Below are 15811 nucleotides of genomic sequence, written 5' to 3' on the forward strand. Positions count from 1 at the left end.
ATGAGTTTCCCGAAGATCGCACTTATCTACGTTATCGATCCCCCCGCATTGACCATCGAAGCGATCCTGCTGTCGGCTTCGATTTGCCGGCACCTTCCGAATGCCGACATCATCGCATACTGCCCCGAGGAAAAGATCGACCGGCTACCTCCGCAACTGCGCGAGTATCTGGAACGCACCGGAACGCGCATCGCGACGATGCCCACCGAGGGCGCGTTCGCCCCTCGCTACAAGCAGGGCAACAAGCTGCTGGCGGCGGCGCAGCCCCGTGTCCATGATTTCACCATCTTCCTGGATACCGACATCGTCGTCTGGCAGCCGTTCGACCTGGCCGGAATGGTCGAAGCCGGCACGGTTTCAGCCGCGCCCGAGGGACGCTATACCTGGGGCAAGAAGGCGGGCTACTGGGAAACGGCCTATGGCGTCTTCGGCCTGCCTGTTCCCGAGGATCGCGTGAAGCTGGCCCGCACCGGCGTCATGTCGCCGCCCTACTTCAATGCAGGCGTGGTGGGTTTCCCGACCGGCTTCGGCAAGCTCTGGCTTGAAACGGCGCAGGAACTGGACCGCGACATCCATGCCGTCTCGGGCCGCCGTCCCTGGCTGGACCAGATCGCCCTGCCCATCGCCATGCGGCGGGCAGGCCTGGACCACAAGCACCTGGATGACCGGTTCAACCTGTCAACCTCGCACACGCCCGTCTCGGAAACCATGCCGGTGAACCGCAAGGCGAAGAAGCAAAGAGAGATCGACCGGCTGAATGCCATGGATCCCTTCCTGATCCACTATCATGCGATCGGTTCCTTGAAGGACCTGCGCTATGCCGGTTATGCGGACGACCTCCTGCAGGAGTTCACCATCTTCCGGTCCTTGGAAGAGCTGGACTGGAAGAAGCACATCGACTTCGATCCCAAGGCGGTGATGGCCGAATTCTGGGCGCTGAAGAAGATCCCCAGCAAGGAGCGCACGGCAGACCAGCGCAAGCAGTTCGCGGTGGTCCACAAGCGCAAGGAACAGTTCAAGGCAGCCGGCCGCCATCCCGACAAATTCGCCAATGTCTGGCCTGCCTCGATCATACCGGGCACGGAATCCCGCCGGAAGATCGGATAGGCACCCCTGTCCCGTCCGATCCATTTTGCTATCTGCATGTCCCGCCCGGACGGATACCGAGATGGACACCTTCCGCAAAAGGCGGTCTATCGGATCAATCCAGCGCCCGTGCTTCGAGTTGGTTCGTCCGGCCGGTCCGCGGATCAGCGATGCGGTCGAGACCGGCCTTGGCCTGACCGGCCGCGGCGGAGTCCTGCAGTTTACCCGGCAGAAGACGGGCGAGCCGGCATCTGTGCCTTGGACGTGCCCTCTGCCCACCTGTGCAGCGCGGATGATCATCCCCGCGGGTGCGGGGGAATAGTTACAGCAGTGCCAAAGGCCGGGTTTGCAAGGCGGTTCATCCCTGCGGGTGCGGGGAACAGGATTGCCACTCGGCATGGCTGTCCTTGATCGTCGGTTCACCCCCGCGGGTGCGGGGAACAGGGCAACTCGCACGGGTGCGTGCATCTGGGATGCGGTTCACCCCCGCGGGTGCGGGGAACAGAACTGACCGTGGCGACCGCCGTGGAAATAATGCGGTTCACCCCGCGGGTGCGGGGAACAGAATTACCCACGCTAGATGAACTGCGTCAACTGCGGTTCACCCCCGCGGGTGCGGGGAACAGTAATAATCATTAACCCTCTTTTTCTCGACAGCCGGTTCACCCCCGCGGGTGCGGGGAACAGTTGATCAAACGGCTCTCCATCCCGGCTGGCGCCGGTTCACCCCCGCGGGTGCGGGGAACAGACCGAAATGTTCCGTGCTGCGTTTGGTCAATACGGTTCACCCCCGCGGGTGCGGGGAACAGCCAACCTTGCCGCTTCCATTCAGGACATCGACCGGTTCATCCCCGCGGGTGCGGGGAACAGTGCCTCCAGGGTCATCGCCAGACGGATGATAGCGGTTCATCCCCGCGGGTGCGGGGAACAGCCCCACAAGGCGCAACCCGTCCGCCTCGGGATCGGTTCATCCCCGCGGGTGCGGGGAACAGGGGTCGATCTTGACCCCCACCGCATCCACGCGCGGTTCATCCCCGCGGGTGCGGGGAACAGGACGGGCGGGTGGGAAGCCCGCCATACCACATCGGTTCATCCCCGCGGGTGCGGGGAACAGGCCCACAAGCGCCGTGACCCGATAGCGATAGCCGGTTCATCCCCGCGGGTGCGGGGAACAGACGCGCAGGCCCGCGTCAAGCTCTTTCGTCTTCGGTTCATCCCCGCGGGTGCGGGGAACAGATGCGGTCAGGACGGGCGGCGTTGAAGCCGCGCGGTTCATCCCCGCGGGTGCGGGGAACAGTTATGGTCGCAACCCGGGGGTCTGACCTATGGCGGTTCATCCCCGCGGGTGCGGGGAACAGGTGCCCATGGCCGACCTGAACCCCCATCACCGCGGTTCATCCCCGCGGGTGCGAGGAACAGTTGCACGCGTAAAAGGCGAAAAATTCATTTACCGGTTCATCCCCGCGGGTGCGGGGAACAGACCTGCCGAGATGATGACCGAGCCGGGCGTGACGGTTCATCCCCGTGGGTGCGGGGAACAGATGGCCTGCCCCGCCTGGAACGCCGGTTCGGCCGGTTCATCCCCGCGGGTGCGGGGAACAGTGCGTGTGCAGCCACAGGCCCAGGTCGTCCATCGGTTCATCCCCGCGGGTGCGGGGAACAGCCATTCGCCTTGGCCTTTCTGCGGGCCTGCCGCGGTTCATCCCCGCGGGTGCGGGGAACAGCGCGCCGCCGCCCTTCGGCAGTGCATGGCAGACGGTTCATCCCCGCGGGTGCGGGGAACAGACCTCCTCCTGCTCGGCCATGACGGCCCTGATCGGTTCATCCCCGCGGGTGCGGGGAACAGAAGCGCCCGCATCGCGGTGAGCGTGAACTGTTCGGTTCATCCCCGCGGGTGCGGGGAACAGGACTATCTGATCGCCACCGCTTCCAATGAAGCCGGTTCATCCCCGCGGGTGCGGGGAACAGCTTACGCGTTCATCTTTGCTTTCCTGTGCGATCGGTTCATCCCCGCGGGTGCGGGGAACAGAGCGACTCGCCGATCTCGCTGATCACCTTGGCCGGTTCATCCCCGCGGGTGCGGGGAACAGGCTAACATGACCGTCCTCTACCGTCTGACCGTCGGTTCATCCCCGCGGGTGCGGGGAACAGCTGACCAGATCGAACCGCAGGTCCGACTCAGACGGTTCATCCCCGCGGGTGCGGGGAACAGATCCTGGAAATCACGCGGGCCGATGCGCAAGCCGGTTCATCCCCGCGGGTGCGGGGAACAGTCGTAGCGGGTGCCGTCTGCCCGCCATTGTGCCGGTTCATCCCCGCGGGTGCGGGGAACAGTTTCCATTCCTCCACAAAGGCAGCTTCGATGCCGGTTCATCCCCGCGGGTGCGGGGAACAGGCGAGATACCCGCCCGCGCCGTCGCTTGCCACCGGTTCATCCCCGCGGGTGCGGGGAACAGCGGTCGTGCCGGCCGTTGAACGAAAACACGAACGGTTCATCCCCGCGGGTGCGGGGAACAGCAGGTCAGGGACCATGGCGGGCGCGCCGTCTGCGGTTCATCCCCGCGGGTGCGGGGAACAGGGCATGATCGTCGTCATGCTCGGCCGTCCAGCCGGTTCATCCCCGCGGGTGCGGGGAACAGATCCACTCGGCGACCTGGGGAATGAACGACAGCGGTTCATCCCCGCGGGTGCGGGGAACAGAACGCCTCGGCAGACATTCCGCGCGGGACTGCCGGTTCATCCCCGCGGGTGCGGGGAACAGACCGCCCGCCTGCCCCATCCATCAGGGGATAGCGGTTCATCCCCGCGGGTGCGGGGAACAGGAAGGCCAGAACGTCGGCAAGCTGCCGATCACCGGTTCATCCCCGCGGGTGCGGGGAACAGTATTCCGAGCGGAACGCGATGGATGGGGCCAGCGGTTCATCCCCGCGGGTGCGGGGAACAGATTGAAGAAGGCCGGACGTTGGCGCGTCCGGCCGGTTCATCCCCGCGGGTGCGGGGAACAGAACCGGCACCTGGGTCGCAGGCGCGCCCTCACCGGTTCATCCCCGCGGGTGCGGGGAACAGACACGAAATGAATTGCCCGTTTTCAACGAATGCGGTTCATCCCCGCGGGTGCGGGGAACAGATACCACATGGAATAGGTGTTGGCCCCGACGTCGGTTCATCCCCGCGGGTGCGGGGAACAGCCACATGCGGCCCCATTGCACGGTGATCGCGCCGGTTCATCCCCGCGGGTGCGGGGAACAGCCAATATCGTCTCGATCTATTCCACGCCATACCGGTTCATCCCCGCGGGTGCGGGGAACAGATGAAATCTTGCCACTCAACGTTAGGCGTTTTCGGTTCATCCCCGCGGGTGCGGGGAACAGTTGTATCGAATTCCGAATTCGACTTTAGGAGCCGGTTCATCCCCGCGGGTGCGGGGAACAGTGCATCAGCCGTTCCATGTTCATGGCCGCTTTCGGTTCATCCCCGCGGGTGCGGGGAACAGTGGTCCGGGGGCGTCCCCCGTTCCTCACTCAGCGGTTCATCCCCGCGGGTGCGGGGAACAGGTTCAGGCCGTGGTGCTGGTGTCCGTGTACGCCGGTTCATCCCCGCGGGTGCGGGGAACAGGTCTTGATGCGCTTGGCGTCAGACACTTTTCGCGGTTCATCCCCGCGGGTGCGGGGAACAGAGGATTTGATCAGCACCCCGCCGCGCATCAAGCGGTTCATCCCCGCGGGTGCGGGGAACAGTCGATATTGGCAAGGGAGACGGTGATACCGTTCGGTTCATCCCCGCGGGTGCGGGGAACAGAAGGGCGATCACGGCGATGGTGAAGGCCACTGAGGTTCATCCCCGCGGGTGCGGGGAACAGGGCCCCCGTTAGTAAGCGCGGCGCCCAGGCCGCGGTTCATCCCCGCGGGTGCGGGGAACAGGGGCGGCGCGGGGGGCGGTCATTGTGCCTCCGCGGTTCATCCCCGCGGGTGCGGGGAACAGGTGCTGCAACCTGTAGATTAGCGGCGTTAACTCGGTTCATCCCCGCGGGTGCGGGGAACAGGACGAGATGGGCGGCCGCAAGAACCGCGTCGGCGGTTCATCCCCGCGGGTGCGGGGAACAGTGAGCGAGGCTGAACTGGATCAAGCGGGAGTGCGGTTCATCCCCGCGGGTGCGGGGAACAGGGCACCACCTGAGAGGTTCGCAATGGCTCTGCCGGTTCATCCCCGCGGGTGCGGGGAACAGTGGCCTTTTCGCTTCAATGTGTTTTTCAAAGGCGGTTCATCCCCGCGGGTGCGGGGAACAGCCTCGATGCGCTGCGGAACAACCCGCTGCGGCCGGTTCATCCCCGCGGGTGCGGGGAACAGGCTCGCGAAGCTTAGCGAAGGCAGCGGTTTTCCGGTTCATCCCCGCGGGTGCGGGGAACAGGTAACGATCAAGAAACATTTCACGCATACGGCCAGTTCATCCCCGCGGGTGCGGGGAACAGCGTCAGATCGTGCCCATTCGCGCGTCCACCATCGGTTCATCCCCGCGGGTGCGGGGAACAGTTGCGGTATTCCCTGTCGCTGGGCGGGTCGAACGGTTCATCCCCGCGGGTGCGGGGAACAGTTGACCCACTGGACCACTTCGTAGATGTCCCCCGGTTCATCCCCGCGGGTGCGGGGAACAGGGTATAGACGGTGATGGTGTTCATCAGATGCGCGGTTCATCCCCGCGGGTGCGGGGAACAGGAGGTGGAAGCGAAGCTGGCCCGCTCGAACATCGGTTCATCCCCGCGGGTGCGGGGAACAGTCAGGCTCCGTGACGGACGAACAGGTGACGCGCGGTTCATCCCCGCGGGTGCGGGGAACAGCTGCGCGGCTCGGGATCGACGGTTCTGGACGACGGTTCATCCCCGCGGGTGCGGGGAACAGCCGGGCTTGTCCGAGTCATGTCCTGCGCGCATCGGTTCATCCCCGCGGGTGCGGGGAACAGCCGCAAAGCGAGGGCTGTATTGCGTAATTCTTCGGTTCATCCCCGCGGGTGCGGGGAACAGGAGGGAACGGCGTGCGGCACACGGCCAGGATACGGTTCATCCCCGCGGGTGCGGGGAACAGCATCGCAAACCCCTGCGGACGGTCCTCTGCGCCGGTTCATCCCCGCGGGTGCGGGGAACAGGTCCGGCCTGGACAGTTTCACAGGGGCCGCGTCGGTTCATCCCCGCGGGTGCGGGGAACAGACTAGGTGCCATTGCACTACGAATATGGCTGACGGTTCATCCCCGCGGGTGCGGGGAACAGATCCGATCCGGTCACGGGGGCATGATGAGGCGCGGTTCATCCCCGCGGGTGCGGGGAACAGGAGGCGGTCGTTCAGTATCAGATGCTATAAAACGGTTCATCCCCGCGGGTGCGGGGAACAGTTGTCCGTCATGAAGTATTCTGCCGACACGATCGGTTCATCCCCGCGGGTGCGGGGAACAGCCCATCAATGGTGATCCCCACGTCCTGCACCGCGGTTCATCCCCGCGGGTGCGGGGAACAGGCCCGAGTGGCACCGGCGCCGATGAATGATGGCGGTTCATCCCCGCGGGTGCGGGGAACAGGCACCCGTTCAGCGTGCCAGCGGTTTCCACGGCGGTTCATCCCCGCGGGTGCGGGGAACAGGACCGCGCCCTGATGCACGAATCACTCAAGGCCGGTTCATCCCCGCGGGTGCGGGGAACAGAAGGCGCTGTGGCTGTGGGGGCGTCTCAAGGACGGTTCATCCCCGCGGGTGCGGGGAACAGGGGGCCGTCCTATTGGAATGACGCCTCGGTGGCGGTTCATCCCCGCGGGTGCGGGGAACAGTCCTTTGTATCCTCATCCGGGTTTTTCGGACGCGGTTCATCCCCGCGGGTGCGGGGAACAGGCGCGGGGGGTTCATGCCAGCAGATGCGCAAGCGGTTCATCCCCGCGGGTGCGGGGAACAGGACGGCAAGCCCAAGCACGGCTGGCAGGCCCGCGGTTCATCCCCGCGGGTGCGGGGAACAGAGCCTATATTCCTGCGCCGCTTCCTCATCCGACGGTTCATCCCCGCGGGTGCGGGGAACAGTAAGAAGCGCGTGAGAAAAGCAATCCGGGAGGCGGTTCATCCCCGCGGGTGCGGGGAACAGTCCCTTGAAGTGATGCCCCGCGTGACGGTCAACGGTTCATCCCCGCGGGTGCGGGGAACAGGTCATTCTCCTTGAAGCGCCGCCCAGGATGCCCGGTTCATCCCCGCGGGTGCGGGGAACAGATATCCCCGTCATGCACACGGGCAACCTTGCGCGGTTCATCCCCGCGGGTGCGGGGAACAGACGGTATGCTCTGCCCATCGAATAGCAGACGCCGGTTCATCCCCGCGGGTGCGGGGAACAGTCGTTAGTCTGCACGAGGGCGAGGCCATCACGCGGTTCATCCCCGCGGGTGCGGGGAACAGCCGGTTCAGGTTGTCCCGCACCCACGCCTCGGCGGTTCATCCCCGCGGGTGCGGGGAACAGTGGGGCGTTGTCGTCAAGCTGCCCATTGACGCCGGTTCATCCCCGCGGGTGCGGGGAACAGGTGTAGGCCGGACGCTGCACCCCGGCGCGGGACGGTTCATCCCCGCGGGTGCGGGGAACAGATTGGGAGTTACGCCGTAGCGTGGCCCTGCCCCGGTTCATCCCCGCGGGTGCGGGGAACAGCTGCTCAATTCCTCGACCTGCTTTTCATACACCGGTTCATCCCCGCGGGTGCGGGGAACAGGTCACATACGGATACGGGGCCGTTTCCGTCGCCGGTTCATCCCCGCGGGTGCGGGGAACAGTTCTCGGTGTCGGTCTGGTAGCGGTCTGCCAGCGGTTCATCCCCGCGGGTGCGGGGAACAGCGGTTCATCTCGCCTTGCGAAATGACGCCCTGCGGTTCATCCCCGCGGGTGCGGGGAACAGCAGCGATGCACCGACCTACCAGATCGGCCACCCGGTTCATCCCCGCGGGTGCGGGGAACAGTCGCTGCTGTCTTCGGAATAACCCTGATTTTCCGGTTCATCCCCGCGGGTGCGGGGAACAGCCCAATTCCCGCAGCCGCTCAAGGCTCATCGCCGGTTCATCCCCGCGGGTGCGGGGAACAGTTTGTATTGACGTGGACAAATGTCCATGACACCGGTTCATCCCCGCGGGTGCGGGGAACAGGGGACGGGCACGGCCAAGCTGGTCCTGGTCGCCGGTTCATCCCCGCGGGTGCGGGGAACAGGAGGCTGACGCCCTCGCCGCAATGCAACATCGCGGTTCATCCCCGCGGGTGCGGGGAACAGGCCAATATCGACATGGCCAGGAAAACTGCTGCCGGTTCATCCCCGCGGGTGCGGGGAACAGCTCACGCGGACGGCAAGAAACGTGCGGCCCTGCGGTTCATCCCCGCGGGTGCGGGGAACAGTCGGTCATCCCGATGGCCTCGCGCAGCTGCGCCGGTTCATCCCCGCGGGTGCGGGGAACAGCATTTGCATGCCTGCTTCAGCTGGCGGCGGACCGGTTCATCCCCGCGGGTGCGGGGAACAGTCGCGCAGGGTCAGGTCGCTGCGCAGCTTGGCCGGTTCATCCCCGCGGGTGCGGGGAACAGATCGGTTCGCCCGCAGGTCGGTCGTGTGTGGACGGTTCATCCCCGCGGGTGCGGGGAACAGGTAACCCCTGCGCTTCAATTCAGCGACCAAGGCGGTTCATCCCCGCGGGTGCGGGGAACAGTCGTGGCCGGTCCTGGAAAGCGCCTCGACCTGCGGTTCATCCCCGCGGGTGCGGGGAACAGTCTGAAACGCGGCCAGTAAGGGTTTCTATCGACGGTTCATCCCCGCGGGTGCGGGGAACAGTCGGCTTGCCGACATAGATACGCGCATTGACGCGGTTCATCCCCGCGGGTGCGGGGAACAGCAACTGGCAAACAGAGGAACCCTCATGTCCAGCGGTTCATCCCCGCGGGTGCGGGGAACAGTAACGTCTCGCCTCCAGAACGTCAGTTTCCAGCGGTTCATCCCCGCGGGTGCGGGGAACAGGGCATTGGCGCGGTCAGGCTGTCCGCAGGTGTCGGTTCATCCCCGCGGGTGCGGGGAACAGGCCATCGCGGGCCGCTACGTCCGCAACACCGGCGGTTCATCCCCGCGGGTGCGGGGAACAGGAAAAATCTGCGAATTGGAAGTCCATCGGTGACGGTTCATCCCCGCGGGTGCGGGGAACAGTCAGCCACCAGATTGCGGCTCTGCGTCTCCATCGGTTCATCCCCGCGGGTGCGGGGAACAGGGAAGATGCGGGACAGCCATCCCATGATCAGGCGGTTCATCCCCGCGGGTGCGGGGAACAGGTTGTCCAAGCCATCGAGGACGGCAAGTCCATCGGTTCATCCCCGCGGGTGCGGGGAACAGGCTTTGACCATCTGAACGATGGACTAGGCTACCGGTTCATCCCCGCGGGTGCGGGGAACAGAGCCGGGCAAGACGGACTACCTGAACGCCCGGCGGTTCATCCCCGCGGGTGCGGGGAACAGTCCTCACCGAAGCTGGCCATATCTAACGTCTGCGGTTCATCCCCGCGGGTGCGGGGAACAGGCCGCGCGGGAGGAGGGCGCGCGGATGCCTATGCGGTTCATCCCCGCGGGTGCGGGGAACAGGTTATAGACCAGCGGGGGACCGGCAGTCAGCCCGGTTCATCCCCGCGGGTGCGGGGAACAGTTTTGTCTATGCCGGAAATGCAGCGTCGGCAGCGGTTCATCCCCGCGGGTGCGGGGAACAGTGCGCCGACCGGAACAAGGGCCTGAAACCCGTCGGTTCATCCCCGCGGGTGCGGGGAACAGCGAATGAAGCCTTGGAAGAAGGTGAAAAACGTCGGTTCATCCCCGCGGGTGCGGGGAACAGTCTTGTTGCAGCTTATTGATCCACCAACGAAAACTCAATCGGCTCCAGCGTACCGATCATTTCGAGGAATTCGGGGGGTAAAACGACACCAGCTTCAGCCCGTCAAAATCGACAGGCATCCTGCGGTTCTTGCCGGTCGTGGCGAAGTCGTAGCCCTGATCGTTGGGGGCGCTCCAGATCATCACGGCGTCGCCCCCATCAATGCCGCCGGTGACCTGCGACCAGATCATCTCGCGCGTGCGGGCGGAATAGTCGCCGACATAGACGCCGGCGCGGACCTCGACCAGCCAGGCGGCGAGGCGGCCCCGCAGGCGCGGCGGGGCGTTCGTCACGACGACCACGATCATCCGCGGTGTCCGTCGTCGCCTGACCGGTCCTCGTCGAAGGCCGGGCCGATGGCATCGGCGGGCGGTTCGGGGCGCGGAAGCTCTCCGGCTTCCAGCACTTCCTCGATCCGGGGGATGATCTTGCCCAGAAGACCGGTTCTGCGGAAGGCGTCGCGGCAGGCCAGGCGGACGGCGCGGTCGGGCGCCATGTCCAGCTTGCCGCGCGCGGCAAGGCCGGCGATGCGGAACGCCTCGGGGACGACGGTGTCGATCTTCCACAGGTCGGCGATGTCGTAGACGAAGGACAGGGGCTTGCCGCTGTGCAGAAAGCCGATGGCCGGGGCGTAGCCCGCAGCCAGGACGGCGGCCTCGGTCAGGCCGTGCAGGCAGGCGGTCGCGGCGGACAGGCAACGGTTGGGGATGTCGCCGGCCTCCCAATCGCGGGGGTCATAGCTGCGGCGGGTCCAGGCGACGCCATGGGTCTGCGCCAGAAGCTCGTAGGACTTGCGCACGCGCACGCCCTCGATCCCGCGAAGCTGGTCGATGGACCGGCGCTGCGGCGCATCCTCGCCAAAGCGCAGGGCGTACATCTTGCGCACGACGCGCAACCGGGCGGCATCGTCCAGGGCCAGGCGGGCCTGCCACAACAGCCGGTCGGCGCGCGCACCGCCCGGCTGGCCCGCGGAATACAGGCGCACGCCCGCCTCGCCCACCCAGGTGATCAGGGTGCCGGTGCGCGCGGCCAACGCGATCGCCGCATGAGAGATGCGGGCGCCGGGTTCCAGCATCACCCCGGCCAAGCCGCCCACGGGGATCTGCGTCCGGGTGCCGTCGGCATTGACGGCGACAAAGGCGCCGTCGGCCACGTCAAGCTGCGCGCGTTCCACGAAGACCAGGGACGAGCGGTCCTTGATCGGGATGGGACGCGGCGGCGGCAGGCCCGGCAGGCTCATGCAGGACGTGCCCGGCGGATCATCATCAGCCCGTGGCCGAAGGATTTCGCGCGCCCGAACCCCTGCGCCATGCGGTCCAGAAACAGCGCGGGATCCTCAAGGCGGATCACCCCCGACAAATCCAGCACCCCAAATTGCGGCTGCCCCCGGCGCGGACCGCGATGATCGGGCAGCGCGACCACGGAGTAATCCGCCACCTCGGCGAGTTCGACGGCGAAACCGGCGCGCGTCCCCTGCCCCTCCAGCCAGGCGCGGCCCGCGGTTCCGGCGGCGGCCATGCGCGCCTCGGCCCGCGCGCCCTTGGGCAGGTCGCGGATGGCGTGCATGACCACGTCGTCATGCTTGCGGCGCTCCTTGCCCGATGCGGTCGTCTCGCCGGTCTTGCGGGTGCGGGTGGCGTTGGCGCGCAGCACGAAGTCCAGCCGGTCGCCGGGGGCAAGGGCGGGCGCGAAGTCCTTGACCTCGGGTTGGTCGAAGAAGGGGGAATCAGCCGGGCGGCGGCGCGACAGGACGAAGAAACGGCCGTTCCCCTCGGACCGCCACAGGAAATCGCGCGGGGCATCGGGATCGCCCGCGAAGGCCGACCACAGCAGGCGGTGATGGGCGTCCTGCGCGCGGCCGCGTTCCTCGGGGTCGATCAGGCGCTTGAGGGCCTCGACCGAGGGGGCGCGCGACAGCGTCAGGCGCGACAGATAGAGGCTCATGCAGACCTCGGCAGGTGGGTGACATGGACCTCGCGGCTGGTGAAGTGCCACCGGCTGCGGTCCAGCGGCACGTCGTTTCGCCGCTCGGTCCGGGCATCGGGGGACGGCGCGTCGGAATGGATCGCGAAAGCGGGTGGCACAGGCCGGAATTCCGGCATCTGCGCGGCCTCCAGGGCAGTCACGGCATCGTCGGCCTGCACCAGCCGGGGCGCGGGCGGGGCGGAAAGCGGGCAGGACTTGCGCCCCAGATAAAGCGTGAAGACCGGCCGCAGCAGCGCGTCGCGAAAGGGCGCCATGTCCAACCCCCAGACGGCGACCGAATACAGCACGCCGCATCGGTAATCGCGCTGCGTCAGCGTCGTGTTGACCGCCCGCCCTGCCTTGTGCAGGGCCGCGGCGCGGCTGTCGGGACGCCTTGCCGCAGCCGTGGGCACCGTCTGCACCGTGTGGTAATCGCGCAGCGGCTGGCCGATGTCGTGGACCGCCACGGCGACATGCAGGGGCGCCAGCGCCGCCTGCCCCCGGGCATCGTCGCGGCGGATGCCGCGCGCCGCCGCCAGCAGCCCCAGGATCGCCGACCGGCCCGGCCATGTCAGCGTGCCGCGCCGTTCATGCCCCGCCAGATCGCCGTTCGAGGCCAGGGTCGCCGCCAGAGTGAAGACCAGATGTTCAGGCATTCTGCCGTTCCAGCGCCGAGGCCGCGAAATCCTCGATTGCCGCAAGCGTGCCCTGCCCCTTCGGCACGTCCATGGTTTCCACCGCATCCGCCGCAGGGCCATAGGCGCGGTCGATGTCGGCCGCGGTCCTTTCAAGGGCGCGGGCCGATGCGTCGAACAGATCGTCGCCGCGCACCGGCGTGAAGAAAGCCCCCGTCAGATCGCGCGGGGCGGCCCCCCCGATCTCGGCCCGGACATAGCCCGCGCGGGGGTGGTGGGCATGGCTGTTCTGCTTGCCGGAAGGGGTGGCCGTGGCGATGGCGCGGACCAGCGACCGCAAACCCCGCGCGGCCAGTTCCTTGTCCCCGCCCAGGTTTTCCACCAGCAGGTCGCAGTTCACGCAGGCGTAAAGATAGTAAACACCCGACCCGAAGCCGTGTTCGCCCAGATGGGCGCCGCCCGTGTCCTCGCGCCTTTGCAGGTCATCGACGGCGGTGAAATAGTCGTCCTCGGCCTGGGCGCGGTGGGTGGTGATCGCGTGCGAGATCTGGACGGCGGCGTCGCGGTTGAAATCGGGATTGTCGGCCAGCATCCGTCCGAACATCGCGATGTCCACGGCGCCGTCGGCGGTGCGCAGAACGGTCCTGGCAAGTTCCTTGTCCGTCGGCAGCGCCTCGCCCGCCAATGCCTTGTCGGCCAGATCCAGCGCGAAGGCGCGTTCGTCAGGCGAGATGAAGGCCAGCGTCGTGCCCTGGACCGCCTCGGGGCGCTTCTTGTCCTGCGGTTCGATCTTGCCGAAGACCTTGGCGATCTCCTCGGCCTTGGTGCGGGCCTGTGCGGCGTCCATGCCTCCGGCCAGCAGGCGGTCCAGCAGCACCTTGGCCATCAGCTTCGTCCGCTGGCCCATATGCCCGGCCAGACCTTGCCGGAACGGTTCGGATACACGCAGGGCGCGCTTGATCGACTGGCTGGACAGGCGCAGCCGGGGGGCGCCGCCCACAGTGGCCTGCTTGGGGCGGCCTTGGTCGTCGCGGTTCGGGTTCGACGGCGGATAGGCGGTCAGCAGATGCAGTTGCAGAAAGGTCGTCATTGCGCAATGTCCTCGGTCTTGCCTTCGGCTGCGGCGTTGTCGCGCGCGGCGTTGAAATAGTCGAAATACCAGTTGCGGCGGATGTCCTCGCCCCGCTCGGGGTCGTCCCAGTTCAGCACGTCGCGGCCCAGCGTGGCGACGTTGCAGCCGCCCTCGGTCAGAACAATGGCGCGGCGCAGGGCGCGCGGCAGTTCGTCCGCCTCGGACCGGACCAGCCGTTCGAAACGCGCCCGCGACATGGCAGGGGGATCGCCGCTGCCAAGGACGCGCGCAAGGCTGCGCAGGTCGTTCCTTTCGACATGCGCCAGCACCTGCACCACGCGGATCAGCCCCTTGGGCCGGTGGCGCAGCCAGGGCGCGCGGGCCACCAGATCGTGAACCTGCGGCTGAGCCAGCGCCTCCAGCGCATCCGCCCGCCTCAGCCGGGCGCGCAGGGCGCGGGCGGCCGAGGTGTCGTCGGCAGGCCGCAGCGCCTCGCGCCACCACCCCGACAGCGTCTTTCCGATGTCTTCCGTCATGCCGCCTTCGCCTTCGCCTCCAACCCCAACTCGCCATAAAGCTTCGCGCCCGTCTTGCCCTGTCCGCGGAACATCGCGATCAGCAGGTTCCGTTCGCGCAGGATGGCTTCCACGTCCTTGATCGGCATCCCCGCCAGTCCCGGCATCGCCGCGTCGTCGAAAATCGCCAATGCCGTCTTGTGCATCTCGGCCAGCCAGCGGGCCATCGTGTCGTCATGGCCGGTCTCGCCCGCCAGCCGCTCGAACGGACCTTGCGTGCGCAGAAAGAACTCCTCGCGCAGCGCGTCCAGCGCGGTGCCGCCACTCGCCAACATCTTCAGAGCAGTAGCCAGCGTCTCGCCGCACATCTTGGCCGCAGCGATCATCCGCTGGATGCAGGTCAGTGCCTCGCCTTCCGGGATCAGCGGCTGGCGCGACAGGGTGAAATCACGGGGCTTCATGTTGTCCATCGCCCAACCGGCGACGATCACGCTGGCGCCTTCGGTGCTGTAGGCGCGGTCGGCATAGCCCGTCAGCGCAGCGGCCTGGCGGCGCAGATCGCTGGTTGACGCCGCATTGATCCCCAGCCAGTTGCGATAGCCAAAGGCGCCCGCGCGCGGGTGCTGGGGCAGCAGTTCCGCGCCGTCCTTCACGCGGTAATAAGGCGTCAGCGGGTGTTCCCACCCCGCATAGTTCGCGCCATAGGGCTTTTGCAGGACGCCCGTGACCTGATCGCCGTAGAAAATCAGGCGCAGGCGGCGGGGCATTCCGAAAAACGTCTCGGCCAGGTTGCCGTCCTCAGGCGGGTAGAGGGGATCGGGTCGGGGGGCGTCCTGCATCCAGGGCAGCGCCTCGGGCCCCTGCGGACGGCCAAGCGGGACATTCGCCCAGACCAGCGGCCACAGCCCCGGTTCGGGCGGCTCGACCAGCGTGATCATCGGCCCCCCGCCCCGCATCGAGGTGCGGTTGCCCGCGCCCCCCGCCGGAGCCTGCGATTGCAGCGTGTAAAGCGCCATCGCCGCCAGCGCGGGATCCAGGCGCGGATAGCGCCCGCGCCGCACCATCAGATCGGCATTGTTCTTGGCGGTGTTGCCGCCAGCCGAATCGATGAACAGCATGTCGGGCGAATTGATGTCCACCTTGGCATTCGCCGTCTCGAATCGCTCTCGGTCTTGCAGGAAGCGCGGCCCGTCCCCGCCAAGGTCGAAGGCCGGGGCCAAGGGCGCCAGGGCCGCGCGCAGCCGTTCGGGATCAGGTTTCCGGTCGGCCCAGTCCTCGACCTCCTCGACCGGGTCGGCCAGATGGACCAGGCCGATCAGCAGCTCCAGGCAGGCGATGTTCAGGTCGGCGCGCGGCCAGTCGGGGAACAGAACATCGGGTTCAGCGATCTGATCGGGGCGGATGATCCGGCGGCCATGGGTGCTGGACACGGGAATCCAGGCGTCGGAAATAAGATTGAGGGGCAATAGACATACTCCATGAAGGACAAAAGAAAAGGCCCGCGCCAAAGCACGGACCTTGCCCTCATCAGGAGAACGGCATAAGCTGTTCCTGTCCGGATGAGGGCTTATTCAGGTATTTTCAGCACTGGATTTGCCTCACTCCTTTGCTGCGCCAACAGCGGGTTGATGTTCGGG

The 15811-nt window shown here is 67.0% G+C and carries 8 protein-coding genes and 1 CRISPR repeat array; of the genes, 1 reads left to right on the forward strand and 7 read right to left on the reverse strand.

Annotated features, from left to right (window positions below; genetic code table 11):
* The first annotated feature begins 48 nt into the window (after nt 1-48).
* On the forward strand, nt 49-1107 hold the full coding sequence (locus GIY56_RS05745) for a glycosyltransferase family protein (protein ID WP_154763827.1): 1059 nt from the start codon (nt 49-51) through the stop codon (nt 1105-1107).
* A gap of 576 nt (nt 1108-1683) precedes the next feature.
* Nucleotides 1684-9948: a CRISPR direct-repeat array (repeat unit 29 nt; unit sequence CGGTTCATCCCCGCGGGTGCGGGGAACAG).
* 56 nt (nt 9949-10004) lie between these two features.
* Here GIY56_RS05745 and cas2e read toward each other — a convergent pair.
* Genes cas2e through casA form a run of 7 tightly spaced genes read right to left on the reverse strand, consistent with a single transcriptional unit; the run spans nt 10005 to nt 15682 of the window.
* Nucleotides 10005-10295 (reverse strand): type I-E CRISPR-associated endoribonuclease Cas2e, encoded by a 291-nt coding sequence (gene cas2e, locus GIY56_RS05750; protein WP_154763828.1) that lies wholly within the window; start codon nt 10293-10295, stop codon nt 10005-10007.
* Entirely contained in the window at nt 10292-11227 is a 936-nt protein-coding gene (gene cas1e / locus GIY56_RS05755) for a type I-E CRISPR-associated endonuclease Cas1e (RefSeq protein WP_154763829.1), read from the reverse strand. Before cas1e ends, cas2e begins: the two co-directional genes overlap by 4 nt.
* Nucleotides 11224-11931 carry a type I-E CRISPR-associated protein Cas6/Cse3/CasE gene (cas6e, locus tag GIY56_RS05760; protein WP_154763830.1) on the reverse strand — a complete coding sequence of 236 codons (708 nt, stop codon included), beginning with the start codon at nt 11929-11931 and terminating at the stop codon, nt 11224-11226. Before cas6e ends, cas1e begins: the two co-directional genes overlap by 4 nt.
* Nucleotides 11928-12608: a type I-E CRISPR-associated protein Cas5/CasD gene (cas5e, locus tag GIY56_RS05765; RefSeq protein ID WP_196053552.1), complete on the reverse strand. Its 681-nt coding sequence runs from the start codon at nt 12606-12608 to the stop codon at nt 11928-11930. The genes cas6e and cas5e overlap by 4 nt, the downstream gene beginning before the upstream one ends.
* Nucleotides 12601-13677 carry a type I-E CRISPR-associated protein Cas7/Cse4/CasC gene (gene cas7e / locus GIY56_RS05770; RefSeq protein WP_154763832.1) on the reverse strand — a complete coding sequence of 359 codons (1077 nt, stop codon included), beginning with the start codon at nt 13675-13677 and terminating at the stop codon, nt 12601-12603. Before cas7e ends, cas5e begins: the two co-directional genes overlap by 8 nt.
* Nucleotides 13674-14195, reverse strand: coding sequence for a type I-E CRISPR-associated protein Cse2/CasB (gene casB / locus GIY56_RS05775; RefSeq protein WP_154763833.1), 522 nt, complete (start codon nt 14193-14195; stop codon nt 13674-13676). Before casB ends, cas7e begins: the two co-directional genes overlap by 4 nt.
* The gene (gene casA / locus GIY56_RS05780) at nt 14192-15682 is read right to left on the reverse strand and encodes a type I-E CRISPR-associated protein Cse1/CasA (protein WP_154763834.1); all 1491 of its coding nucleotides are present in this window, start codon (nt 15680-15682) and stop codon (nt 14192-14194) included. Before casA ends, casB begins: the two co-directional genes overlap by 4 nt.
* Nucleotides 15683-15811: the final 129 nt, after the last annotated feature.

The organism is Paracoccus lichenicola (genome assembly GCF_009708075.1).
In the GTDB taxonomy this organism is placed as follows: Bacteria; Pseudomonadota; Alphaproteobacteria; order Rhodobacterales; family Rhodobacteraceae; genus Paracoccus; species Paracoccus lichenicola.